Genomic DNA, 24,737 nt, shown 5'->3' with positions numbered 1-24,737 from the left:
ACGTCACCCCCTGGATGCTTATTTTACCCCAGGACCCTGGGTGACATTAGTCACTATTTCACCAAGGCAATCTTTTTGATCACCCTTTCTTTGGTACCATCAACCTTGCTGGTTGCTGTTATCATCATCAAATAAACGCCATTGGATATATTGGCACACGGCCATTCCTTAACAAAATGTCCTGAATTAAAATGATCCATATTATATGAAACGACCAATTGGTTGGATGTAGTGAAAATCTTCATCTCAACACTTGCCGGTTCCTTTAAAATATAGTGCAATTTTGCCACTGTGCCGCGAATGGGATTGGGAGCGGCATATATGTATCTTTTACTGATAATCCGGCCGTCAAATCCGTCCAAAGCCATAGGCGTTGCAGTCACAGTCGCGGTCGGTGTGGGTGTGGGCGCACTCCATGTCTTAAATTGATAAACATTGTTATCCGCCGCAATACCGTATATTTCAAAAGAATTGTCATTGTCACCGTCTCCGATGGCTATCTTATAGATATTGGAACCCACATTGCCAATTTCCAGACCAGACCATTGACTGTTTGCATAGCTGCATTGGAATAACCGGCCATCATCTGTGGTGACATATATCTCATCCTGGCCGTCATTGTCCGCATCATTGACCTTCACATCATTTAAACCAATGCCAAAATCAGCCACTTCGATCTTATCCCAGGAAGAAACCACCCATTTGAATTGATATACTTTACCGTCCTTGTTGGTACCGTAAACCTCCATCTGGCTGTCTCTGTTCCCATCCCCTACAGCTACACCCTGCATTTCACCTGCACCGGAACCAATATCTGTGGTTTCCCAGGCAGTCCCATTATAGACATATTGATAAATATGGTAATTAGCGTTGGCACTGTAGACTTCATAATCATTGTCACTGTTACCATCACCCACCACCACTGCATTGATACGCGAACCGAAAGCAGTAACTGTTGTCTGGCCCCATCCGGCGTCATACGTCAATTGATAGAGTTCGCCATTATCACATCCAACATAAAGATTAATCAAACCGTCATTGTCTCCATCCCCATAAGCCAAATCATATAATTTCTCATTGCCATTACCAATCGTCGTGCCGGTCCAGCCTGGAAAAACATACTGCGAGATGTTATAGCTGCCATTAATGGCAACAGCATATACATCGTTTTTCTTATCATTATCCGGATCACCTACAACAATACTACTAAAATAATTTCCAGTAGGATTGGCCGGGATGAAGTCCTGTGACCAGTGATCAGTAAAATAATTAAAATTCGTTAACTGTGTATAGCGCCCTGCAACTGTAATCTCTTGCTGTCCGTCATTGTCATTATCAGCGACAACGATCCCGTAATATATTCCTGCAATTGACGGAACTGGAATTTCCCCGATCGCTGCAACTCTCCAATCAAAATTAGTGTCATTCTGGTTCAGAAGCAAAAACGTATTTTTATACTGGTTGACAATACTGCCCACATTCACTTCAAGCGTGTACCGGCCGGGATTGCCTGTCAAAGAAAACAAACAAGTCAGCTTATTATTATCAATATGATTGAAATTAAACGCCGTCATGCTTTCCGCTCCATTGACCAATTTAGCTCCGGTAATATTGTGGACAGATTTACCCGAAAGCGTGACTTCCACTGTTTTGTCATGAACTCCATGATTGGGGTAAACCTGGGTCACATCAGCAAATCCGTCATCAAATATCAGGACACGATGGTTCCCATAATCAGCAACCAACAATTTTTCGGCGTATATACACACCCCCGACGGATTTGATAGTTTTGTAGCTGAAACACCACTACTCCATTGATCAAAACCAATCTGACCGATGACCGTTTCGGCCGGTTGATTATCCGCAAGCGAGGATGTATCAAATATCACAACACGGTGATTCAGTGTGTCGCCAACATAAAGTTTATCATCCGCCGCAAACAGCTTGATGGTTGCATACAATCCTTGTTGGCTATGACCTGCACTATTTGTACTGAATGTTGCTTGTCCTAGGACATAGTCAGCATCAGAATTATTAGTACTTGGTATTGAGTTGAATACCAATACCCGATTGTTCCCGGTATCCGAGATAAATATTTTACCGGCATCCACCCATACTCCATTCGGGGCATACATTCTATTCTGCGCACACAAAGACCCGCTGCTTGAAAAATCACTTTGCCCAACCACAACACTAGCGGCTGTCCCGTGGCTGGTCGGGATGGCATCATAAATCAGCACACGATTGTTACCTGTATCAGCAATAAACAGTTTTCCGTTATACAAACAAACTGCCGTAGGTTGATTCAGTGTATTAGAACTGCACGTGCTGCCCCGATTAGGCAAATTGGATGTTCCATCAGTTTGCCCGATAACAACGTCGGCAGCTACACCATTGGCAGTTGGAACCGTATTGTAAATCAACACCCGATTATTCCCGGAATCCGCCACAATTACTTTCGTACCATCACTGCATACACTTTTAGGATTGAATAACGTAGTCAATCCCACGCCACCATTATTTGCTGTTCCTTCATTCATATTCGGTTGACCCAACACCCAATTGGCATTTGCACCATTACTAGTCGGAATACTTCCAAAAACCAGGACACGATTATTGGACATATCAGCAACATATAAATTGTTATCATCACAATAAATCCCTGTTGGATTCGCCATTTTATTTGCACTGGTCCCGGATGTATTGCTGGTCATACTGGCCTGCCCGACAACAATGTTAGCTTCCTGGTTGGTGACAAATGCATTCACCGACGAAAACACCATGAACAACCCAACAATTCCCAACCATGTTATATTAACAATTTTTTTCATACGTCTGAGCCCCCCTTTATTGCCGAACGATTATCATAATAATTTGACTAATATCATAAAAAAAAATTACATATTTTTTAAAAAAACATTATAGAAGCATTTCAATTTTAATAGGCCATAATTGTTTGCCTCTACGTGACGATACTTATATTTAAAAACATAAAATCAATTACAAACAGATTTTTTATCTGTCGTTCCTCGGGCTTGCATATCGAAAAAAAATTACAAATATAATAACCCAGACACCTGCCCAAATAATTTCCTGCCATCCCGGATCAACAATCATACTGGGAAAAACCGATGGCACAAATCCTATTTTCTCCCACAATACTAATTTCGGTGAGAGATAACGTAAAAACGGCCAGGCAGTGGTGATCCAGGCTAAAAACATGCTGACCCCGATCAAAAACACTGCTGTCGTTTTTACCCACCCGCCGTTTTTTTTGGCTAACGTCCAGCCGGGCATGACCAACGGCAGTAAAGGCAGACATCCCAGCAACATTTGCCGGGAAAACACTGCCGCACTGCCGGTAAAATCGTCAAAAACTGTATACAATAAATATTGGGTGATAAAAATAATTGCCAGAACAATCGCGATTCGTTTCTGTTCCCTTTTAAATTGATACCAACCGAGAACACTCAATAAAAAAAACGGAGCAGTCGCAACAATGCCAAAATCACGGTCCACTAAAAGTCCCAAGGCATTGCGTAACCCCTGCCAGGAAACCGGCCATGCAAGAGTCCCGTAGGGATTGCCGCTGATACCAAACCCGTAAAAATTAAAATAAAACATCCCATAAAGCGCACCTGATGTCAGCAGGACCAGTCCCGGCATAATCCGGTGTTTAGTAAACACACCCGGCATCATTAAAAAAAGTACAAACAGCACCAGCGTCTGGGGTATATATTTGGGATACAACCAGGGCAGCACTGCCACCGCAAGGACCAGTCCCCAAATCCCAGCCTCTCCCCCTCTTCGCCAGGACAGCAGACCCAGTAAAAGCAGCAGCACTGCGGGCAGTTCCGGATAAATCAAGTTATAATAAACTCCCAGCGGTACGCTGAGCATCCCCACAAGCCAAACCAGCAATGCCTCCTGACGTGATTGACCCCATTGGCGCGCCAACCCGTAAAGACAAACCGTAATACCTGACGCAGTTAAAATCATAAACAGCACTGCGCCGCCCAGCCCCAACAAGGCATAAAGCGGCGCCAGCAGAAGCGGCAATGCAGGGAAATGTTTTGAAATCCCGGGTTTTCCTGCCAAGGCGATTCCATGAAAATCAAGTTCTTGACCCGGATAAAATTTCCGAAAATCTTTATTAAGCATATTATTTTGCAAATCAATATCATGATCGTGAATCAAACTTTCGGCAATCAAAAGATAATGCGGCTCATCACCGGTAGGCGGATAGATCGTTGTGGCCCAGGCTCCGAGCAATCCATAAAAAAGAACTGCCATAAAAAAAAGCCGCAAGATATTCACCGGTGGTTCGATTTTCCTGCTGGAATAATAGTGTAAATAAAAGCGCACCCCATACACTGCTTTTAAAAAAACGGGCAATAAAATCCAGGGTCCGGCCCAAAGCAGGTAAAGGTAGCCGCCAGCGGGCAGTTGTATATACTGATTGGTTGCGAGGATAAAAATTTTTCCCAAAACATCCATCTGTAAGGTTGAACCCACATGCAGCATGACAGGGTAAAAAAGCAAACCGAGCGGCAACACCATCCATGCCAGATCAAAAAACGCGGCCGCACGAACAGCACGTGATTTTTCCATACCGCAATAACGCTGTAAAAACCAGAGTGAGATCCCGTGGCTGATAAATGCCGCGACCAAACCGGCACCCAAACAAATCAACAGCCAGCGCCATGGGGGCAATTGAACCGGCAGAAGGAACCCGGAATCATTCAACCCGACAAATCCGGCAAGATAGAGTCCCAGACCCAATCCGCCGGCATATTTAAACCAGGCAAAATGGCGACTAGACAATACGGGGTCTGAGTTTTTCATATTGATTATTATATTGCTGTAATTCCGGAATGTATTCGTGAAGTTGATTAACCAAATATATCAAATCATGGGTTTTGGTAACATGCTTACCAAAAAAAACCAATGCACCCTTCAGCATTTTTTCAATCGCTTGTTGTGCATGAAAACAACAAATATCGGTTAAAGGCTCCGATTTGTTAACCAGGTTATTAGTAATCGTCATCAAATCGTGCTCAGCTTTAGTAAACCATAATTTAACCAGCTGATTTTTATTGTCCATAGATCATTTTGCCATTCTGAACAGCTTCGTAGACCATACTGCCGGGAATGTCCCGAAATGCTTCCGCTTCCTTCCGGGTAAAAGCAAAAATATCCAGCGGGAAATTTCTATCAGAAAAAAAACCGCTCAATAGTACATTGCGCTTATGTGCCGGCAAGGGTGTATCCCATATAACTAAAAAATCAAGATCACTGTCCGGATTCTCAGTACCGTGGGCATAGGAGCCAAAGATATAAATACTTTCCGGAGAAATTTCCTTAATTAATCGCTTTTTTATTAAATCGATTTTATTCCTGTATCCCATTTCCATCACCCGTAAAACTTTTAAAAATCAATACATCAACAATAAATTAATGATAATCAAATAAAATATTCACGTCAATAATAAAAGAATACCTGAGCACGAGATATCCCATGCCGATTTTGAAATTTATCCGATCCAATTTCTTCCGCGACTAGACAATACGGGGTTTGGGTTTTTCATCTGGTTGCGGTATGAATGTATCTTGCCGGAGTTTTTTTAAGCAGCCGACTAATCGGAAAACAGCATATCCCAGGGCAATCATCAGTATCGCGCCCACTAGCATTTCAAGCATAATCACCCGGCCTTTGAAGGATGGCAGCACGCCATAAATCCATCCCAAAGGTTGAAAATGAAGGCCCAGCCGCAGCCGCACGGCCTCGGTGGCAAAAAAAGGAAAGACGGTTTGCAGTAAAACAATGCCTACACCCCACATACTGATCCAGTACAGCCGTTTGCGCCAGATTGCGCTTGATCCGATGGCTTCCAGAAAAGCCGCCAATCCGAGGCCCAACAGCGGGGTCATGGGGGCTACAAACCGGTGAAAACTCGATCCTTCTCCCCAGGCATCCGGAAAAATCATAGCTGTAATCAATCCGGTTATAAAAGAAAAAAACACAATGGCTGACAAAAATATTCCGCGGGTTTTAGCCATCCAAAACGTCCCGGCCAATCCGACAATCCAGATAGGTGCGTGCCATACCATACCGGCATAGCGGTCAAAGAAAACCGCCATAAGATTGAGCCAGCCGCTCAATTCCCAGGGCCAATAAAACTTGTATGGCATATGCGTAAGGAAAAATTTATAAATAACCGCGTAGTACCAGCCGGTGAACGCCAACGGTACCAGCAGCACCAGACCGGCGATAAGCAACTGGACCATGCGTTTTTTTACAAACAGCTGACAGGCTAAAAACAGGATGAGAAACAATGCCGGAATTAAAAAACGAATACCTCCTAAAAGCATTAAACCGGCCGCCAGTGCCGCGATTGAGGCAGACGTCATACTCTCGGAGGGACTTTGTTTACGAATCCTAAAAATATTCCGTAACGCAAAAATCAGAAAAAAAGCACCTGCCGTCACCTCGGTTTGCTGATAACCGTATAGCATCAACGGTGCGCTGAAAAGCGTGACCAGCCATACCCAAAAGCTGGTTTTATGTGAAAAATCCTGTTCACGACAAAACCCGAATAATTGTGACGCCGCACCGGCTGCAAAGAGCATGGCCAGAACCGCCAACAGCCAACGGCCCTGCATTAAAAAAAAGGTGATATACAAAAGCGGCATGCCCGGTGCCACGGGTAAAAACAGCCGGCCAAGACTATCGGTATAACCTCTATAAATTATTTTTTGCAGGGGATAAAACTGGTAGTAATCCGCCCGGCCCAAAACGCCGTCCACATGAAATGCACCATCCAATGCCAGCGATTGGGTCACCAACCAGTGGGAAATCTCCCCCGCTTGCGGCGCTTGCGTACAGGCGGGCCAGCTTAAAAGCATAATATAAATTAAAAATCCGAACCAAAACAACCGCTTTACACTGATTTTTTCAAAAGCGGATTGATACAGCGTTTGGAGCAAAACCCGAATTTTTAAAACCATGGCCCCTAAAATAAAAATCCCGGCAACCACCAAGACCAGCTTCGCCTCTGATGAAATAACATAGCTTTTCATCCACCAAGGCATCCAGACATATCCGAACAATTGAAAAGTGAAAATTTTGGCTGCCGGCCCCAGCGATTTGGCAAACGGAATGATAAGCAAAAGACCCGCCAACGGTAACCCGGCCAGTGCATCTTTCTCCAGATAGGTCTCCCGGTCACATCCAAATTTTCTTTCCATGATGCCCGGTAATTTAAATGCCCAAAATGCAAAAAAACCGCTAAGCAGAAAAAATTTAACAATGCCGCCGCCGAGCGTTCCTGTCCCGAAAGCAAAGGTATTGAACCATTCCCACCATACTGCGAGACTTATAATTTGGAGGCCAATGCACACCGGTACCAGCCATTGCCGGAGGCGTTGCGTCATTACCGTCACCATCCCTCCTGATAGACGTGTTTATAGATCACCATCGCACTGTTTTCAAAAACTTTTTTCAACGGCACACCCTCCGGTTTAAACGGCAGTACCCTATCGCTATACAGAATAACATAAGTAATGTTTTCTTTCTCAAGAAATTCACGTGCTTCCACCACGTCTTTAACTGCATAAAAATCCCGGACCGCCGCGACCCGTTTGGCAACCGGGAACCCCATAATTTGTGAGGAAACCGTATCTTCCAAATAGGTATTTCGCAATGCCAAACCGGCTATCGCCGCCACATCGGTCCGCTCCCATGCCTCCATCCCATCCCGGGGTCCCTCGTTTTCCATCCTATGAGCACTGTTCTCTTTCCCCACCAGGGTAGTGCCCCGGGCAGCCGGCAAGGATGCCGCAACCATCGAATTCCCGGTAGTATGGGACATCACAGTTTCAGGCACGTTGACAATCGCCGGTGATTTGTCCGGTTCGGGATCCTCGGCCGCCAGGGACGCTGCCTCGGTTTGCCATTGCCCGAGTGATGTCATCTTGCCCCGCTCCTGCGAGCGAAGCCAGTAGGCATACCCTTCCTCGGTCATCAATGCATCCGGCAAGGGACGTAAAATTGTTTCAGCCGGATCGGTGTTGGTACGCAGCCAGGCTGCACCTTCACAAACGGCGGCACTGCTTTGATAATGAAAATCAATCACCCACCAGGCCTGGATGCTTCCCGGAATTCCCAAACCAAAAAAAATACAGACCCAAAAAAGTTGCCAGTCCCGTTTCAACGCTGCAATCCACTTCCAAAACTGACTGGCTGCCGGCAATGCCGACAGCAGCACGGCAAAATAGAAAAACTGTATCGTATTCCATTGAACACCTTTTTGAACAAACAGTATCGGTGCCGCCAATGCCCCGCCTATCACCACCGTGATAAAAACCAGAATAGGATCCGCACGCCGGGGAGAAAAAACCGTCCGCAGCATGGGAACCATCCCGACGGCACGGACGCCAAGGTTCCCGATAAGAAACACCAGTGCCAGTCCCGCCATGATGAGCGCCACCAGTCCCGGTCTTTGTGCAAAGAGGAGCTTCAATTGGGTCGAACTCATAAGCATCATCCGGTCAGGTGCAACCAGCATGGCTGCCAGATTGAATCCCGGTAAAAAGCGGATTAAAGAAGGCGCATGCAAATTGGGCGGCAAAAAAACAAACAGGAATAAAGGTAAAAGCGCCGCCAATGCAATCCACTGTTTCCAATTACGTTGAAAAACGAGTAATACAGCACCTGAAACAAAAAGACCGGCAACCACCAAGACCCCGGGATAAACTTTAAATCCCGGCAAAACACCCCAAAATAATGCCAGCAGCACCAGATAACCCCACTGCTTTTTCTCCTGCATCCATCCTGTCAACGCCCATACTCCCAGCATCAAAAAAGCAAACGCAGATGAAACCCCCGGATTAAAAATGTTGGTCAACGGCGGCTGCACCCAAAAAACCGATTCCCATAAAAAATATTTGTCTGCCCCAAATAACAACGGCATGACATAACCAAAATTGGAACAAAAAACCGTCATGGCGGCTGCCAAATATCCCACAGGTTTTTTTCCGGACCAGCGCCGTGCCGCCACAAACGTGGTCAGGGTCAAAAGTGCGGAATAAAAAAGCGGTGCCACCCGGAAATAGCAATGCCATGGATCAAGGGGGGCCAGCCGTAAAACCGCACCCCAAAGAAGATCCGAAAACATATGATAATTTTTCAGCAAATGACCGCTAAATCCGGGCATTTCCGGCGGAAACGCGTGACTTAATTGGTAAAGATTAAAAATATGCCAAGGTGCATCATGGGCATGCCAGGCCAACAGCCGAATCCCTTCCGCTCCCTGCCAGCCGGTCAATGCAGCAAAGCGGGACTGTGCCAGCATGCCGCCCAGCATCAACACGCCGAGCAGCCAGTGGTCTTTAAAAACTTCGGGACGGGGCACCCCCGGGTCGGGGATAAAACTTTTTTGTTTTTGGTAATCCCGGTAAGCATAAAAACTTTCAAACCCAAGAACGACCAAAACATACACCCAGAGTAAAAAACCAACCTTGAGCATGGAAAGGCTCCAGTAAATCAATGTCAACAAACCGGCCCCACCCACCAGACTGGCTGCCAGATGTTCCAAAACATCCAAATCCAATCTGAGCCAACGAACCAAAAACCGGCCCGGCACATAAACGGCCATTGCCAGGATTATTATCGCGACTGTAAACTGTAGAATAAATACTCCGATTGTCATTCTCTCTCCTCATCCTTCCAGATGCAAAAACAGTACCTGCCCCTGTTTTACCCGTTCAGTCTATTTTTCTTCCGCAGCCCTGCCGCTTTATCTAAACACCCGGCACTGCCGCTTCCGAACACTGATTCCCCCTGTTTAAATCTTTAAAAACATTTAAACTTTTTTAAATTATGATAATCAGTGTCAATCTACGGCTATTTCCTTTACGCCTTTGCCTTCGTACCGGACACCGCTTTTTTCCTGCATACACAGACCGCAGAAACACCCCAGGGTAACCGGCTATGTAAAATCCACCATGTCTCCAATTTGAGCAGCCAGACAAACAAACCGCTCATAAAAGGATTGGCATCATAGGTATTGGTCTTGACCCGAGGAACATCGACCCCGCTTTTTTTCCGCCGCATCCACAGGAGAAACCGGTAAGGCCAGTAATAAAAAGCATTGGCATAGGAGGCTTTCAAGATCTCAAACTCAGACTGACTGACCTGGTCAACCAGTTGGGAAACCGTATAGCGCCGACGGTGCTCCAGCCGAACATCCCGTTCGCTCCACAACCGCATGTCTGCCGGCACGGTAATGATGAGAATCCCGCCCGGCTTCAGGACTCGAAAAATCTCAGACACTGCCCGCAAGGGATTGTCCAGATGCTCAATAATTTCGACCGCTGTGACCAGATCAAATTTTGCATCACTGACGACTGTCATTTTTTCCGCATCTCCCAGCAAAAGCCGGTCCTGCCGGATGCCCCAGGCTTGACAGAGTTCGAGCGCATCCGGAGCAGCATCCAGTCCCCATACATCACCCCATTTGGAAAGATAAAACAGGGTTCCGCCGGCGGCACAACCAATATCAAAAATTTTCAAAGAATGATCATACGCGACTTTTTTTTTGCTATATTTTTCAAACAGCCCGGTCACCAGGTGCTCCCGCCCCTGGTTCCACCAGTACCCGCTGCCTGATTTCGCCAAATCCTGATAAATTTGTTTATCCATCGTACCCTTCCAAACACTTATTAGAAAACAGGGTATGCTCTTTTTACCCACCCGAAATCGAAAAGACCTGATCCATTGTAGTTTATGCTGCTCGACCTTCAGTTCTGCCACGACTTAATATCGTCATTCGGATGGGTAAAAAGAGCACACCCTGTTTCCCACGCTTAACAACGTATGTCGTTCTTGGCGTTGTTTTCAACTTTAGGATCGAAGCCTTCGCCGCAAAACAACCCTAAACCAAGCTGCACACTTAATCGCATCAGAGAATTTTCGTTTCCTAAAGTTGAAAACAACGCCAAGAATAACAGCCTCATTTCCCCATCCCCATCGCATCGGCAATCACGCCCACTCCGTCGCGCACTTGTGTTTTCAGATCAACCCAGGAACGGAGGGTGAAAAGCCTGCGCAAAAGATAGCCGGGCCGCAAATAAAATCTCCGCAACGCCTCGCGTCGCAACGCCATAATTTTTTTTGCAGAAAGCTCACGCGTGCCGACCGCACCGTCAATCCCGGACTGGTCCATGGTATGCACCGAAGCATCAATCAGCCCTGCCTCAATTTCCTGGGCACGCAAGGTTGTTCCGGCACGCGGAATGGCGACATTAAACGCCACATAATCCAGCGGCAGATCAAGTGCCAATTGTATCGTCCGGCGCGCACCGAATTCGTCCTCGCCCGGCAATCCCAGCATGAAGGTTGCCGCCACCCGAATTCCGACCTGACGGCATTGTGCAAGGGTTTCTCTGATTTTATCAATCTGCATTTTTTTATTGTATTGGGCCAGGGTCGCATCCGACCCGCTTTCCACACCAAAGATAATGGTATGACAACCGGCCTGCTTCATCAATTGCAGCATCTCCCGGTCCAGGACATCCGCCCGCGAAAAACAGGACCAGTGAACGACCCCTTTTTGTTCCACCATGCCCCGGCACAATTTGCGCGTCCGGTCAGACCGGACTCCGAAGGTTTGATCAAGAAAAAAAATCTCCTTCACACCCAATGCCTTCACCTGTCTCAGTTCCTCCAACACCGAAGGTACCGGACGCAGACCAAATCCCAGTCCGGGAATCACACAAAAAGTGCATTGGAAGGGACAGCCGTAGTCTGTCAGCATCGCACTCATGGGATACCCCACCATAAAGGGAAAACGGTATTGCCGCAGAGGAAACAAGTCATGCTGCGGCACGGGAATGTCAAAAACACCGGCATGTTTTGTCCGCTTCCCAATCACCAAAGATCCGGAAAAACGGTAGAGAGTATTATCAATCGGTTCACCGTTTCTCGCACCCAGCAATTGAAGTATCTCCACCGACCCAAAATCAAGCAAGGCCGCATCCATCTCCGGTGCCTCGTTAAAACGGACCGGTGCATCTTCCAACAGCAGATCGCCATTGGCAATAATATCAACCGGCAGGTGCTGCTTGAGTTGCTTCAAAAATTGGCGGTCCTCGTCCCAGGAAGCTGCCCCGACCAGGGTAATCACCGTATCCGGTTGGAAAGACTTAATCCGTGCCAACGCGGCATCAAAAGACAGACCCTCCACGATGGCATCTAAGACGCCAACCTCATGCTCCCGGCCGACAATACCGGAAAGCATCAGCAGCACGATTGGCGGCGAGATATAATTGGCTTTCGAAAGTTTCGAACAAAAATAATCACGGATATAATTTTTGCTGCCCGGTGGATTTAAAAGGAGAACTCTGCTCATTACTTTTCCTTTACAGTTGTAGAATTTATATTAATTTATAGGGGCAGGCCTTGTGCCTGCCCTGTTCGTGCCGTTTGGAATCATCTCGTTCCCCTGACGGGCAACCTCCAGGGTTGCCCCTACGATTATTATTCCATGAAAATGATTCGGCATAATGACATACTCATCCAATTCAATACCGGAAAATCTACTGACTAATTCATTCCAACATTTATCAATCATATTGCCCGCATCATTCCGGTTCATCTTGCCATCCATAATATCCCCAAAAAAACATTCCCTATTCTGCGCGCATATCGTGACAAAATATGCACCAGCGGATGAATAATCGTATCCTGGCAAACGAATGGAACGACGATGGTAAACCGTGCGGTTATATTTCATTTCTATTATTTCGTCCTTCCGCTATGGCATCCAACACGCCGACCTCATGTGCATCATTGTCTTTTATTTTACCGTTATCGTTTAATAAACGATTATCGTAAATATGTTATATATAATTATTTTTATTCAAAAATCAAATGTCAACGCCTTTGGGACTGCCGGACGGCATGACAAAAATACCAAATTATTCATCTCTTCCTGGCTGTCACATGCACCCCCATGGCACCCTGCGGACCTGTACGCAGTGTCCCTTCCAGCCAGGCCAGTACGGAAAGCGCTCGCCGAATCTGTCGGAGCACCCAGCCCTGCAAGCCCCCGCCTTGACGCAGCGCTTGCGCCGCCCAGAGTGATTCCGGATGGGCGCTTTTCGCCAACCGGCTAAAAAAAGCATAATCAAATTGCTGTGTCAGCCAATAATCGGCATAACGTATTTCAACACGATCAAAACCATTTTTTTCAATCAATGCCGCCAAACCATCTGTTGTGTATTGCTGCTGATGCCCGCCAAATTCGGCTTTGCAGGCATGCCCTTTTTTTACATAAACCGTACCCGGATTCCCCTCACAAGGCACGTAAAGATGCAGCAGACCGCCGGGCTGCAACACTCTGACCGCCTCGCGTAATACTTTTCCGGGATCATCCACATGCTCTAGAATATCAAATCCCATCACGGCTTGGAATTGGTGGTCCTCAAAAGGCAGCGCACTTACATCGGCAGGCATGCAGGTAACCTGCGGGATGGTATTGACTGCAGCCACTGCCTGAGCATCAAGGTCCACTGCGAATAATTCCAGATCCGGCCGGTAGCGCTGCAACGCGCGCAAGTACTGGCCGCCGCCGCAGCCCAATTCGAGCACACACCCTTTCACCGGCCCAAGTGCCTGCAACGCGCGGGCAATTTTCAGACCGGACAAAGAAAGCGCCTTGGGATCGGCCTCACCCTGCCCGAACACAAATCCCTGCGGATAAACATTCACGGGCTTACGCCCGTGGTATGTTTGTCGAGAGATGTTCGCCTCCGGCGATATTTTCCCTCGCTTCACCGATGGACTTACGTCCATCATGTTCGCGCTAGCACGATAGGGGTTGGGTGTCTCTGATTTATTGGTTTTTTGATTTTTTTTCATGAATCTCGACTCGCCGCAGACTGGAGAAAAGAAATTTTAAAATCAATGTCATTAAAAAACTCTGTACCATGATGCGCCAGTTAAATGTTGATTTTCCTTCCCGGCGATCAACAAACACAATGGGGATTTCTTTGGCGCGATACCCTTTCTGGGTGGCCTTATAAAGAAGTTCCTGCACAATTGAAGGTCCAAGAGAAACCGTATTGTCCATCTTGATGCTTTCCAGCACACTGCGCTTAAAAAGCCGGTAGCCGGAGGTACAATCATGGACATCGGTGATTTTCAAAACCCGGCGAATATAAAAATTCGCCATGCGGGTGATCAAATGCCGGCTCATTCCCCGGTCAAGGTCCCGGCCTCCCTGAACAAAACGCGAGCCCACCACAACATCACACTGCTTGGCCGCCTTAATCATATCCGGTATATAACGCGGATGATGTGAAAAATCCGCATCCATCTCAATCACCATGTCCGCCTTATGTGCCAGGGCATACTTAAAACCGGCGATACCCGCCGTCCCCCGCCCCCGTTCATGCACCCGGTGGACCGCATGGATGTTTTTCTTCTTTTTCGCAAACCGGTCCACCAATTTTCCGGTCCCATCCGGCGAACAATCATCGACAACGACAATTGCAAGGTTGGGAATTCCAAGTGCCTCAATATTTTCAAGCAAGCGGATAATATTTGCCTTTTCATTATAGGTGGGTATCATAACAAACACATGAGGATGTTTTTTAGTCATGGAACGCTTTGCTGCCTTGGGTTGCGCGGGTTTCTTCCCAACAGCGGCTACCATAATTTCCCCAATGCCTGCCGGACCTGATTGACTGAAAGGGTTTCCATACAGGTCGGTTTTTTATCACACGTCTTTTGATAACACGGCGAGCAGTCCAGTGTTGAAACAATTTTCTCGCCCAAGCCAAACATATCAATTTCCTGATGACACGTAGGTCCAAAAAGACAAACCGTCGGACGTTGCATGGCCAATGCTATATGCAAGGCCAATGTATCTCCGGTAACCACTGTATGACACGCTTCAATAAATCCGGCAAATTCCCGCAAAGTATGCTCGCCGTACGTGTCCATTACTTTTTCCCCGGCCATAACTTTGATCCGCTGATTGATCTCTCTTTCTGCATGTCCCCCCAGCAAGAGTATCTCCACGTCGTGTTCTTGCTTAACCCGACGGATCAATTGGGCAAAATTATTTTCCGTCCAACGTTTTCTTTCAAAGGCCGGTCCGCAGCCGGTGAAAAGACCTAAAATGGGACGGCTTTTATCTAAATTTTGGTGCTTTAAAAACTCCCGGCACTTTTGCCGGTCAGCGTCAGTCAAAATAAGCTGATAGGGTTCTTGCGCGTATTTCAACCCAACGGCTTCAAAAATAATTTCCATATAACTTTTCTGATTTTGACGAAATTTCAGATCATCGCTCACGCCCAGTGCCAATGAATACCCGGCTTCCGGATTAAACGCCCGGGGTGTCCCCACACCGTCAGGTGCCATGCCCCAGCCGAATTTTTGCGTGGCCTGAATTTTTTCAGCCAGACCTGTGGCCCAGGGTTCTTTGTCAAGACAGATACAATATTCAAATGTCCTGGAAAGCATTTCCATGACGCTGCCGGCATCCAAGGCAATGAGACGGTCGACGCCCGGGAGCTGGTAAAGTATTTCAACTGATTCAGGTGCCGTCAACCAGGTTATATTGGCATCAGGATATTTTTTTCTGAGACCTTCAATCAAAGGCGTGGTTCGCAGAACATCCCCGCGTGCGCCCAGTTTAATGATCAATATTCGCGGGCCCAACTTTTCAAATGCCTGGCAGCCTTCGCACAAACGATTTTGAACACACGGTTTGTCCCCCCGCCAATGGCGGCAATCAGTCCTGAATCGCACGTCGCGTTCCCTCCAAATCATCACAACCGAACACCTTATTTGGATGAGCGTTTTTTGTTTTTTCCTTTGTTCCGTTCCAGCCGATACCACTCGATTGTTTTGATAAGACCTTCACGGAGCGGAATTTTCGGTGCCCATCCCAAAATCCGGTGTGCCTTGGAAATATCCGGACGCCGTCTTCGCGGATCGTCTTGCGGCAATGGTTTTTTAATAGTGGTCAGGGACTTCCCGATTAACTCCTCAACCATATCCGCAGCCTCAGCAATCGTGAACTCATTTGGATTTCCCAAATTGAATACCTGACCGTTTGTCCGCGGTTTAAATGCCACCCGAACAATCCCATCGACCAAATCAGTAACAAAACAAAAGCTGCGTGTTTGTTTTCCATCCCCGTAAATCGTCAGGGGTTTCCCGGCCAAAGCCTGATTGATAAAATTAGAAACCACCCGGCCGTCGTCTTTTTGCAGCCGGGGTCCGTAGGTATTGAATATCCGAACAATCCGCGCATTTAACTTATGCTTTCTATAAAACTCCATTGTAATGGCCTCACCAAAACGCTTAGCCTCATCGTAGCATGCCCGAATACCATTGGGGTTCACATTGCCCCAATCCGTCTCTTGCTGGGGATGTTTGAGCGGATCGCCGTATATCTCGGAGGTACTGGCGAAAAGATATTTCGCTTTTTGCTGCCTGGCCAACTCCAGCAAATGATAACCGCCCAGCGCGTTACTCATCAGAGTCTCAATCGACCATTTTTGATAATAGGGCGGCGAGGCATAAGATGCCAAATTAAAAATATAATCAACCTTAATCCGCAGCGGGGTACGGACATCTCCTTTTATAAATTGGAAACGCTTGGATTTTTGAGCTTCCCGGATATTTGCCATGGATCCGGTTTTCAAATTATCCAAAGCAATCACGTCATGCTTCATCTGTAAAAGACGCTCGCACAGATGAGATCCAATGAAACCGGCACCACCGGCAACTAATATTCGCATGTATTTACTCCTAGGATGATTTTATTCATATTTCCAACTGAAAACTCCTATTTTTATAGCATAATTCACGACCGATTCGATATTTTTTTTGTCTCTTTTCTTCCTAAGCATGTTACTCACAGCAGCCGACACCGGATTAATTCTATGGCAGTGGATTCAAGTCCGGTACAAGCATTCCCGGTAAGTATTAATTTTGTTCATACGAGATACGATATAAAGAGATAAGCACAACTATTCGTCAAACAGCATTTACTGTGAATCATACGGATTTTCATTTTCGAATGAACAAAATTAATACTTACCGGGAATGCTTACACAGGATATATATTTTTTCCCCTTAAAGCCGACATCTAAAGACCGAAACATCCCCCCCCCACCTGCAAGTATACAGGTGCATTGCACGATATTATTTGCTATGGTATTGGCTAAACTGGAAAAATTGTTTAGGAGTATTACCATTGGAGCCTGTGCCTCAACCCCAAAATCTTACGTGGCCAACACGTATATTCGTCATCTCCCTGCTGCTGCTGGCAATTGGCCTGCTCATCCATCCCTTGGGGGACCCGGATGTCTATATCCACCTGCGCGACGGCCGCTTTTGGGTGGAAAACCACTTCCAGGTAGATAAAGAACCCTTTGGATATACAATCCCGGACAAACCGCTGGAACGGGTTGAAGTTCTGTTCCGTGCGGGTATCTATCTGACATATCAACTCGGCGGGTATAACCTTTTAATCATCCTCAAAGCAATTGCCATGACTGCGGCGCTTTTCTTTCTTGGCCGGCTGATTTATTCCCGCTGGCGAAACCTGGGTCTGACCGCCCTGCTGTTGGGTCTGACTGTTTTGGCACCCATGAACCGTATTATGCCTGAACGCCCCTATGTTATCACCTACCTGCTGCTGCCCTTCATCTTGATCTTACTCGACCAATACCGGAATGCCCGGGCCGAACAGACACAGGCATCTGCCCGGCGCCTTTGGATCATCCCGCTGCTCACCATTCCCTGGGCGAATTGTCACCCGGGATTTGTGGTTATTTTCGGGTTTTTAGGTGCCCAATTTCTAGATGACCTTTTCCACTATTGGCGGACCCGTCAACCGCAGTTTCGCAAACGTCTGCTGCATATCGGCATGATATCAAGCGTGACTTTACTGGCCGGCGCGCTCAACCCGATTGGATTTTCCATCTATCATTTTGTTATTACGACAACCAGCAGTCATGATTTCATGAAATTCCTTACTGAGTGGGCACCGCCGAAATTTGCGCAGGAGCCTTTTTTCTTTTTTATCCTGGGAGCCGTCTGGTTCAGCCAATTGGCGGCCATCCGTAAAACACGTTTGGTCGACCTCATTCCCATGGCGGCTTTCTCTTATTTAGCCATAAAGTCGTATCGCAATATGCCGCTTTTTCTTATTGCCGCCATGCCGCCTTTGGCAGCCAATCTCCGGTTTCTTTGGCAGCGCATGTTTCCCATGCAAAAGCTCTCCGGCATTTTTCGTAACCGGGCCTTACTGGCAGGGAGTGCGCTTGTCATAATACTACTCGGTGTTGCCGCACTGACAGGCCGCGCTTTCCGGTTCGGGGAAATGACCCACATGTACCCTGCCCGGGGATTGGACTGGTTGCTGAAACATCCGATCCAGGGACGTTTGTTGACCCATGACATCTGGGGCGGTTATACCGGTTGGATGACACATGGCAGGATCCAAATTTTTATTGACGGCCGGTTCCCCTCTTTCGGGGAAAAACTTTATTCCGATTACAGGAAAATGATCTGGGGTGATCCCCGGCATTGTATCCCCTTATTAGATCACCATAATATTCAGGGAATCCTGATCTCGCCGAAAAATGACATCAAACTTTATCAGGCACTCTGGAAATCCGGAAAATGGGCGCTGGTCTACTGGGATGACAATTGCCTTTTATATGTTCGCAAGGACCCTCAAAATGACTCCTTGCTTAAATTTTTCCAATACTATGCCATCGACCCCAAGAAATCACCGTATTTCAACCCTGCCAGACCGGTATTGGCATTGCAGGAAGCGAAACGGGCGGCGGAAATTACTTCGCAAGCATTTTTACCCCGCTTCTTTATGGGGGAGCTTTATTTAAAAACCAATGACCCAAAACTTGCTGAACAGGCATTCCAAGCGGTCATTGACCGCGCACCGAACCACTCCGGTGCCTGGTACAATCTAGGTGTTTTGGCCCTGCAGAACAAACAATATCAAAATGCCGAACAGATGTTCCGCAAAGCGCTTAAACACTTCCCCCGCGGTAGAAATAAAATGTTCGCCCGTACCGCCTACATGCTGGCGGAAACAATCAAATCTGATCCCCACCGCCGTAGGGAAGCCTATCAATGGGCACAAAAAGCGCTTAAAGCCTGGCCTGCCTGGATGGATGCCATTCAATTAATCCATGAGTTGAAATAATCTCTCCGAAAAAACATGAAAATCCGGATTCTTTGTACGTTGTGATCAGACTTTTGTGTATTGTTGAATGAATGCGCTGCATGGGTATGGCCTGGCCGGCTCTTTAGCAGCCCGGCGGATCATTGTAGGCTGTTATTTTCACGTCCCCGTACTATTCAGAAGGACCCTTTACAGCAAAAAAGAGAAACAATGCACAAAGGTCCGGCCCATGTGATGCTGCAAAAACCACACAATAGCCAGGTCGAGCTATTAAGATGAGTACCCGGATATTCGGAGAAATATGTTTGCAGATTAACCGGAGGGGCACGCTTCCTTTTATTCAATTCCCTGATCGAAAGCACGGGACTTTGCGACGAGCACAACTGATTGGATTCTTTGCGGGAGATGACAACTTCCGCAGCAAACCTACTTCACGACCACCAGTTTAAACCGGCGGGTTTCAATATCACCACTTAGAACCAGTATATAAATACCGCTGGCGCTTTTCTGTCCGTGCCGGTCTGTGCCATCCCATTCGAGATGCTGTTCTCCCGACGCAAGCTGCCGGTCCATAAGATCTTTTACCAAACGCCCTTCTTTAGAAAAAACTCCGGCTGATACGCGGCCGGGTAAGACCATGGTAAATTCCAGTCTGACTTTTTCTCCACGGTTGCTATGTATTTTATTATTATAAATCCGTACGTGGCGAATCGCCGATACCAACGTTGCACTATCGGCAATTTGCGGTGTCCCGCTACTTGCTGCGCTGCGCCTTATTGGTTCGGATGCGGGTATCGATCCTGCCGGTTGATGTGATAACTTCTCCGGCCTTTGAAACGCAGGTTTCCCCGTTTGGTCAGTACGCGCATCTTTGGCCGGTCCTCTTACAAAACTTCCCGCAACCGGTACGCCAGGTGTAAGCACCACCGTGGATGAATCAATCCGAATTTGTTCAGCGGCAGTCACCTCTATTTTCACGTCTTCTTTTGGAAGGAATTGTTTGGTTATTTTTATTTTTTTTTCAATCTTTTCACCCACAATGGTTTTTGCCGCAACCCCTTCACAAAAAACCGCGTCCGCAGACTGCACCGTTCCCTTTTCCAGGGAAACAACCGTCTTGGATTCAACCGGCCGCACCTGGGGTGAAATGAATACCCGGTAAGCCACCACTGCAAATACCGCAGTTGCCAGCGCCATCGCGCCGGCAGTCACGGGCAGCCATTTAAACCTATTTTTCAATTCAGGTGTGTAGACAGGTGTATTGATTTTTCGCCAAACAGCCTGATTAAACCCATCCGGCGCAGAAACAGAACCCATGCCATTGATCGCATTCTGAATTGCCTTTTCCTGTTCCAATTGCCCCCAACAGGCCGGACAGCGACTCAAATGCGCCTCCAGCTCCGACATCTCTTTCGGCGACAGTATTTGTAAAACATATCGACTAATTTTTTGTTGCCGTTTATCGCACTTCATTCAGTCGTGCCCTCCGACGAATACGCTTTCCAGGACTGGATAATATGTCTTAAATCTTCCCGGGCGCGGTATAATCTCGATTTAACCGTCCCTTGCGGCAGCTTAAGCATCTTTGCCACCTCAGAGACATCATGCCCTTCAATTTCCTTTAAAATCAGCACCTGACGGAAACGCGGATCAAGTTGTCTAATCGCCCTTAGAATCATTTCTTTCAACTCCTCTAACTGTGCCAACCCTTCCGGTGTCTCAGGCATTTTTCCCGGTTTCATCCTCAGATCCTTAAATGCCTGATCATAAAGTTCCCGCCGACGCGATGCTTTTTTGGCCTGGGTATAAACAATATTGACCGCAATACGGTAAAGCCACGTATAAAAACTTGATTCATGCCGGAATTTCGACAGGTTTTTATACGCCCGGACAAAGACTTCCTGTGCAATATCCTGGGCCTCTTCAGCATTTGAAAGCATATGATATGCCAGCGAATAGATACGATCCCGATAACGTGTGACCAAGACATCAAAGGCCTCATTGTGGCCGGATAGTGTTTGATCAATCAATTTACGATCATTTGCTTGCCCTAAATTTAGACTGGAGTCGTGGTGATGGGGTTCCCGTGTCATGGTAAGATTCTTTGTAGATTTTCCAGACGTTTTTGTGCCAAAGCATTCTCCGGCTCTAAAACCAGAACTTTTTTATATTCGGTATAGGCCTCAATCCAGCGGGCCTGCTGTTCATACAAATGTCCCAAATTCGAGTGCACCACTGCCCAGTTGAGTGTGAGCAGCTCCAATTCATATTTCCCCTCAGCACCCGCTGCAAAAACCTTCACATCCAAAGCACGCCTATAACTTTTTTCCGCATCAATCAGTTCATCGCGAATCTCCAGGGCGACACCTAAATTACTGTGCGCAGCTGCATAATTGGGCTCCAGCGCAATTGCCTCCCGCCAGGCACGTTCAGCTGAATCCATGCGCCCGGCATCGCGCAGAAGATTGCCCAATTCAAAATAGAGTAATGCTTTTTGCGGCGCTTTTTCAATTCCCAAAAGATATTGCCGTTCCGCCCTATCATAGTATTCTGCTTTTTCTTCACCCAAAGATTTAGCTGCTTTTAATTTATACAGACCTCCCATATGGCGATGAATATAGGCATTCATACCATTGAGATCATACGCTTTCTGAAAAGCCCAGTCGGAAAGCCGGAACCAGGTCTCAGAACCAACCATGGCGTAAAAATCAACCCGGATTTGACCCAAAGCATCATACGCCTTGGATGATAAAGGATGGACCGATAACGCACGTTGAAATTCCCGGTCAGCAGCTTTGAGATCTTGCTTATAGCGCTGCGCCTCACCAAGATTTTGCAAGTAGTGACTGACCAAAGGACGAATCGATGCCAGACTAATGGCTATCACAACCAGCACCAAAAGAACCGGAAATGGCTGGCAGCACAGTTTGCCAAGCCGGCTGCGCCATGCGCCGATGTCGAGCAGTGAAATATTCTCTTCCGTGCGCCACCGGCTCATGGGTGCAACGGCAATCCCCAGAAGCATCATATACCAGATAAATAATCCGGGAAGATGCCAATTAAAATCCACCAACCCATGCACCGCAGCACCTGCCAAAACGCTCCAAGCGGCGATTCTGGATACCTGCTCGGAGGCGTCCACGGTTCCTTCCAAAGGAACCGGCGCCCGGCTCTGACGCCGGAAATGAATGAGTAAAATCCAGCTGATCCAAACCAGCAGCAAACCGCCCGGAATACCGGTCACGACCATCAGTTGAATTGGTTCATTGTGCGCGAACTGCGCAATTTTTCCAAAACGGGACAATCCCCGGATATTGGGAAAGCTATAGCGTTCAAAAGCCTGACTGAAATTTCCCGGACCGAACCCGGTCACGGGCCGATGAAAAATCATCCGGGATGACGATTTTAAAATTTGGACACGCTCATAGGTTTGAGCCTTATAGCCTTTCAAATCAAGCAGGCGTCCGCCGGTCTGAAAAGGCAGCACAATCGCCAGAATCAGGAACAAGCCAAAGACCAGCGCAACGAATTTAAAATACCGCGGTTTACGCACTTTTATCCAGAACAAGATCACACCCAAACCGGCAATACTATTTAAAACAGCCCCCATAGACCCTGTTGCCAGCATGGCAAAAAACACAATCAGCACACCCAAGGCCGAACCCATTCTCTCTGCATTGGTCCGCGCACTAAAAATAAGAGTGATTATATTGACCAGCAAACCCATGGCAAAAAATGCAGCCAGCAAATTCGGATTAGGCCACTGCACATCCACACGCATGCCGGGTTGAAAAATCATTTGACTCAGCGCCACCAAAGCAATAATCACTGCCGCCGCCCCGGCGGTCCGTATTAAATAATGACCCGTACGCGGCGTCAAAACAGTCAACATGTAAAGTAGCAGCCCCGAAGCGGCCAGGGTCATCCCTGGAATTGCACCAGCCGGATGAAGCGAGACCATGGCGGAAAGAATCGCCCACACCATGAAAATACTCAAAGGCCAACGCAAAGGAATTCGTTTCATCAGCTGCCACCAGGAAGCGTAGTTATCCGTCCGGCCAATAAAAAAGAGGACCAAAAGCAACCCGGTACCAATATATAAAAGGCCCTCGACCGGCAGACTTTTCCCGCCCTTCCATAATACCATCACACCGATACCGGCCAGACCCAGACGAAGCAAACGTTCGTACGGAATCTGAATAGGCTCTGCCGTATTTTTTTTCGGTGCAACCAACCCCAACCCGCTGCCCAGTAAAAACCAAAAGAGTACGCTGGTTTTTACAAAATTAAGATCAAGATCAATACAGGCATGCAAAAAAACAGCGGTCACACCGGAAAAAACAGCAATAATATACAACCGTTGGTTGGTCATCATCTCCCGGCCAAAACTTTGACAGGCCTGACGGGTGAGCGTAAATAAAAACCACAGCAATGCGGTCAGACCCAAAAGCCCGGTCTCGGAAAATCGCTGAAGAAGAAAATTATGTGCATAGCGGACATAATAACCGTTCTCGGTTTGATAGTCCGGGAAGACCACACCGAACAGTCCCGGACCGACACCTGTAAGACTGTGGTCCCAACCCATGCGAAATGCACTTCCCCAGTTGGCCAAACGTGTGATGATATCATTGAAAAAGCTCTCAGGATTGCGAACCAAAATCAAAATCACCGCGCCGCTTACTGCGAGAAGTGCACCGGCAATCCAAACCGACCAGGGCATGGCTGTTTTTTTGTCCTGAAAAATTTTTCTCTGTATCAGGAAAAAAAACATACCGATCCCGGCAACCGCCGCCAGCCAGCCTCCGACAGATCCGGTAACATAAAGACCCATCACCATCACGACAACCCCGGCACCCCAGAGCCACCCCAGTCCACGGCGCCGGGTGGTCAGCATAAACGAGAATCCCAAAGGTAATAACAAAGCAATAAATCCTGCCAAAAGATTGGGATAGGTAAACAAAGAAAATGCCCGGCGCGAGAGCAAACGGTTGGCAATTTCCTGCTCCACCCTGTTTTCCGGAGGCGTTTGACCGAAAAAGTGTTGATAGGTATCCAGCATCCCCTGAATATGCTGTAAAAAACCATACGCCGCCAAAATAATCCCCAACCCCAACAAACCGGCCAATACCGGTCTGACTGTACGCATCTGCCGGGCCAGGAGATACGCGAGTAAAAATACAAGCAGCATACTGATTTCTGTAGAAAAGGGATTAATACTGGAAGCCGGATCTGTAGATGCCATCACAGTGATAATCGAAATAAATAAAAACAGGAGTAAGGCCGGCCCGAAACCCATTTGGGAAAACCGGTCCTGATCAAACGCCAGCAGCAACCAGGCAAAAACGCCCAGCAGAAGCGTTCCCAAAACAAGCACCGCCGCTGCCTTCCCTGCTAAAAAAGCAGGAAAGCAAACCAACAATCCAACCAGGATTGCCAGACCCCAATACAGCTTTTGACTCATCCACCTAGGATACCAGTGGCTAAGCAATAAATTTCTCATAAGTC

At 47.4% G+C, this 24,737-nt stretch carries 17 protein-coding genes; 1 reads left to right on the top strand and 16 read right to left on the bottom strand.

Annotated features, from left to right (window positions below; translation table 11 throughout):
* Nucleotides 1-53: 53 nt before the first annotated feature.
* From K8S19_01060 to K8S19_01000, 13 genes are all read right to left on the bottom strand, one after another.
* Nucleotides 54-2,831, bottom strand: coding sequence for an NHL repeat-containing protein (locus K8S19_01060; protein ID MCD4812274.1), 2,778 nt, complete (start codon nt 2,829-2,831; stop codon nt 54-56).
* Nucleotides 2,832-3,015: 184 nt separating this feature from the next.
* The gene (locus tag K8S19_01055; protein MCD4812273.1) at nt 3,016-4,824 is read right to left on the bottom strand and encodes a hypothetical protein; all 1,809 of its coding nucleotides are present in this window, start codon (nt 4,822-4,824) and stop codon (nt 3,016-3,018) included.
* Nucleotides 4,817-5,104 carry a HEPN domain-containing protein gene (locus K8S19_01050; GenBank protein MCD4812272.1) on the bottom strand — a complete coding sequence of 96 codons (288 nt, stop codon included), beginning with the start codon at nt 5,102-5,104 and terminating at the stop codon, nt 4,817-4,819. Before K8S19_01050 ends, K8S19_01055 begins: the two co-directional genes overlap by 8 nt.
* Nucleotides 5,094-5,408 carry a nucleotidyltransferase domain-containing protein gene (locus tag K8S19_01045; GenBank protein ID MCD4812271.1) on the bottom strand — a complete coding sequence of 105 codons (315 nt, stop codon included), beginning with the start codon at nt 5,406-5,408 and terminating at the stop codon, nt 5,094-5,096. Before K8S19_01045 ends, K8S19_01050 begins: the two co-directional genes overlap by 11 nt.
* Nucleotides 5,409-5,559: 151 nt before the next feature.
* Nucleotides 5,560-7,446, bottom strand: coding sequence for a hypothetical protein (locus K8S19_01040; protein ID MCD4812270.1), 1,887 nt, complete (start codon nt 7,444-7,446; stop codon nt 5,560-5,562).
* Nucleotides 7,440-9,710, bottom strand: a complete 2,271-nt coding sequence (locus tag K8S19_01035) for a hypothetical protein (protein MCD4812269.1) — start codon at nt 9,708-9,710, stop codon at nt 7,440-7,442. The genes K8S19_01040 and K8S19_01035 overlap by 7 nt, the downstream gene beginning before the upstream one ends.
* A gap of 203 nt (nt 9,711-9,913) precedes the next feature.
* Nucleotides 9,914-10,702, bottom strand: a complete 789-nt coding sequence (locus tag K8S19_01030) for a class I SAM-dependent methyltransferase (protein ID MCD4812268.1) — start codon at nt 10,700-10,702, stop codon at nt 9,914-9,916.
* A 310-nt stretch (nt 10,703-11,012) separates the two neighbouring features.
* Nucleotides 11,013-12,410, bottom strand: a complete 1,398-nt coding sequence (locus tag K8S19_01025; GenBank protein MCD4812267.1) for a radical SAM protein — start codon at nt 12,408-12,410, stop codon at nt 11,013-11,015.
* A gap of 30 nt (nt 12,411-12,440) precedes the next feature.
* Entirely contained in the window at nt 12,441-12,794 is a 354-nt protein-coding gene (locus K8S19_01020; GenBank protein ID MCD4812266.1) for a hypothetical protein, read from the bottom strand.
* Nucleotides 12,795-12,982: 188 nt separating this feature from the next.
* A complete protein-coding gene (locus tag K8S19_01015) occupies nt 12,983-13,921 on the bottom strand; it encodes a class I SAM-dependent methyltransferase (protein ID MCD4812265.1) in 939 nt (312 codons plus the stop codon).
* Nucleotides 13,896-14,717: a polyprenol monophosphomannose synthase gene (locus tag K8S19_01010; protein ID MCD4812264.1), complete on the bottom strand. Its 822-nt coding sequence runs from the start codon at nt 14,715-14,717 to the stop codon at nt 13,896-13,898. The genes K8S19_01015 and K8S19_01010 overlap by 26 nt, the downstream gene beginning before the upstream one ends.
* On the bottom strand, nt 14,711-15,841 hold the full coding sequence (locus tag K8S19_01005) for a glycosyltransferase family 9 protein (protein ID MCD4812263.1): 1,131 nt from the start codon (nt 15,839-15,841) through the stop codon (nt 14,711-14,713). The genes K8S19_01010 and K8S19_01005 overlap by 7 nt, the downstream gene beginning before the upstream one ends.
* A gap of 11 nt (nt 15,842-15,852) precedes the next feature.
* Nucleotides 15,853-16,815: an SDR family oxidoreductase gene (locus K8S19_01000; protein ID MCD4812262.1), complete on the bottom strand. Its 963-nt coding sequence runs from the start codon at nt 16,813-16,815 to the stop codon at nt 15,853-15,855.
* A 458-nt stretch (nt 16,816-17,273) separates the two neighbouring features.
* Between K8S19_01000 and K8S19_00995 the strand changes: the two genes are divergently transcribed.
* A complete protein-coding gene (locus tag K8S19_00995; protein ID MCD4812261.1) occupies nt 17,274-19,253 on the top strand; it encodes a tetratricopeptide repeat protein in 1,980 nt (659 codons plus the stop codon).
* A 405-nt stretch (nt 19,254-19,658) separates the two neighbouring features.
* Here K8S19_00995 and K8S19_00990 read toward each other — a convergent pair whose 3' ends face one another.
* From K8S19_00990 to K8S19_00980, 3 genes are read right to left on the bottom strand one after another with little or no spacing between them, the layout of a single operon-like run.
* The gene (locus tag K8S19_00990) at nt 19,659-20,705 is read right to left on the bottom strand and encodes a zf-HC2 domain-containing protein (protein ID MCD4812260.1); all 1,047 of its coding nucleotides are present in this window, start codon (nt 20,703-20,705) and stop codon (nt 19,659-19,661) included.
* Nucleotides 20,702-21,325 carry a sigma-70 family RNA polymerase sigma factor gene (locus K8S19_00985; protein MCD4812259.1) on the bottom strand — a complete coding sequence of 208 codons (624 nt, stop codon included), beginning with the start codon at nt 21,323-21,325 and terminating at the stop codon, nt 20,702-20,704. Before K8S19_00985 ends, K8S19_00990 begins: the two co-directional genes overlap by 4 nt.
* Nucleotides 21,322-24,693 (bottom strand): O-antigen ligase family protein, encoded by a 3,372-nt coding sequence (locus K8S19_00980; protein ID MCD4812258.1) that lies wholly within the window; start codon nt 24,691-24,693, stop codon nt 21,322-21,324. Before K8S19_00980 ends, K8S19_00985 begins: the two co-directional genes overlap by 4 nt.
* Between the last annotated feature and the right edge of the window lie 44 nt (nt 24,694-24,737).

The sequence above is a fragment of the bacterium genome, assembly GCA_021108215.1.
Classification (GTDB): domain Bacteria; phylum Oederibacteriota; class JAAXVQ01; order JAAXVQ01; family JAUVAV01; genus JAIORK01.
Note: the sequence above shows the minus strand (reverse complement) of the source record. Positions and strands in the feature narration are given on the sequence as shown.

Bases quoted from the DNA above. Each gene is read 5' to 3' on its own strand.
- K8S19_01045 (MCD4812271.1), bottom strand. From the start codon at position 5,408: ATGGGATACAGGAATAAAATCGATTTAATAAAAAAGCGATTAATTAAG.
- K8S19_01050 (MCD4812272.1), bottom strand. From the start codon at position 5,104: ATGGACAATAAAAATCAGCTGGTTAAATTATGGTTTACTAAAGCTGAG.
- K8S19_01030 (MCD4812268.1), bottom strand. From the start codon at position 10,702: ATGGATAAACAAATTTATCAGGATTTGGCGAAATCAGGCAGCGGGTAC.
- K8S19_01025 (MCD4812267.1), bottom strand. From the start codon at position 12,410: ATGAGCAGAGTTCTCCTTTTAAATCCACCGGGCAGCAAAAATTATATC.
- K8S19_01010 (MCD4812264.1), bottom strand. From the start codon at position 14,717: ATGGTAGCCGCTGTTGGGAAGAAACCCGCGCAACCCAAGGCAGCAAAG.
- K8S19_00980 (MCD4812258.1), bottom strand. From the start codon at position 24,693: ATGAGTCAAAAGCTGTATTGGGGTCTGGCAATCCTGGTTGGATTGTTG.
- K8S19_01000 (MCD4812262.1), bottom strand. From the start codon at position 16,815: ATGCGAATATTAGTTGCCGGTGGTGCCGGTTTCATTGGATCTCATCTG.
- K8S19_01040 (MCD4812270.1), bottom strand. From the start codon at position 7,446: ATGGTGACGGTAATGACGCAACGCCTCCGGCAATGGCTGGTACCGGTG.
- K8S19_01035 (MCD4812269.1), bottom strand. From the start codon at position 9,710: ATGACAATCGGAGTATTTATTCTACAGTTTACAGTCGCGATAATAATC.
- K8S19_01020 (MCD4812266.1), bottom strand. From the start codon at position 12,794: ATGAAATATAACCGCACGGTTTACCATCGTCGTTCCATTCGTTTGCCA.
- K8S19_00985 (MCD4812259.1), bottom strand. From the start codon at position 21,325: ATGACACGGGAACCCCATCACCACGACTCCAGTCTAAATTTAGGGCAA.
- K8S19_00990 (MCD4812260.1), bottom strand. From the start codon at position 20,705: ATGAAGTGCGATAAACGGCAACAAAAAATTAGTCGATATGTTTTACAA.
- K8S19_01015 (MCD4812265.1), bottom strand. From the start codon at position 13,921: ATGAAAAAAAATCAAAAAACCAATAAATCAGAGACACCCAACCCCTAT.
- K8S19_01060 (MCD4812274.1), bottom strand. From the start codon at position 2,831: ATGAAAAAAATTGTTAATATAACATGGTTGGGAATTGTTGGGTTGTTC.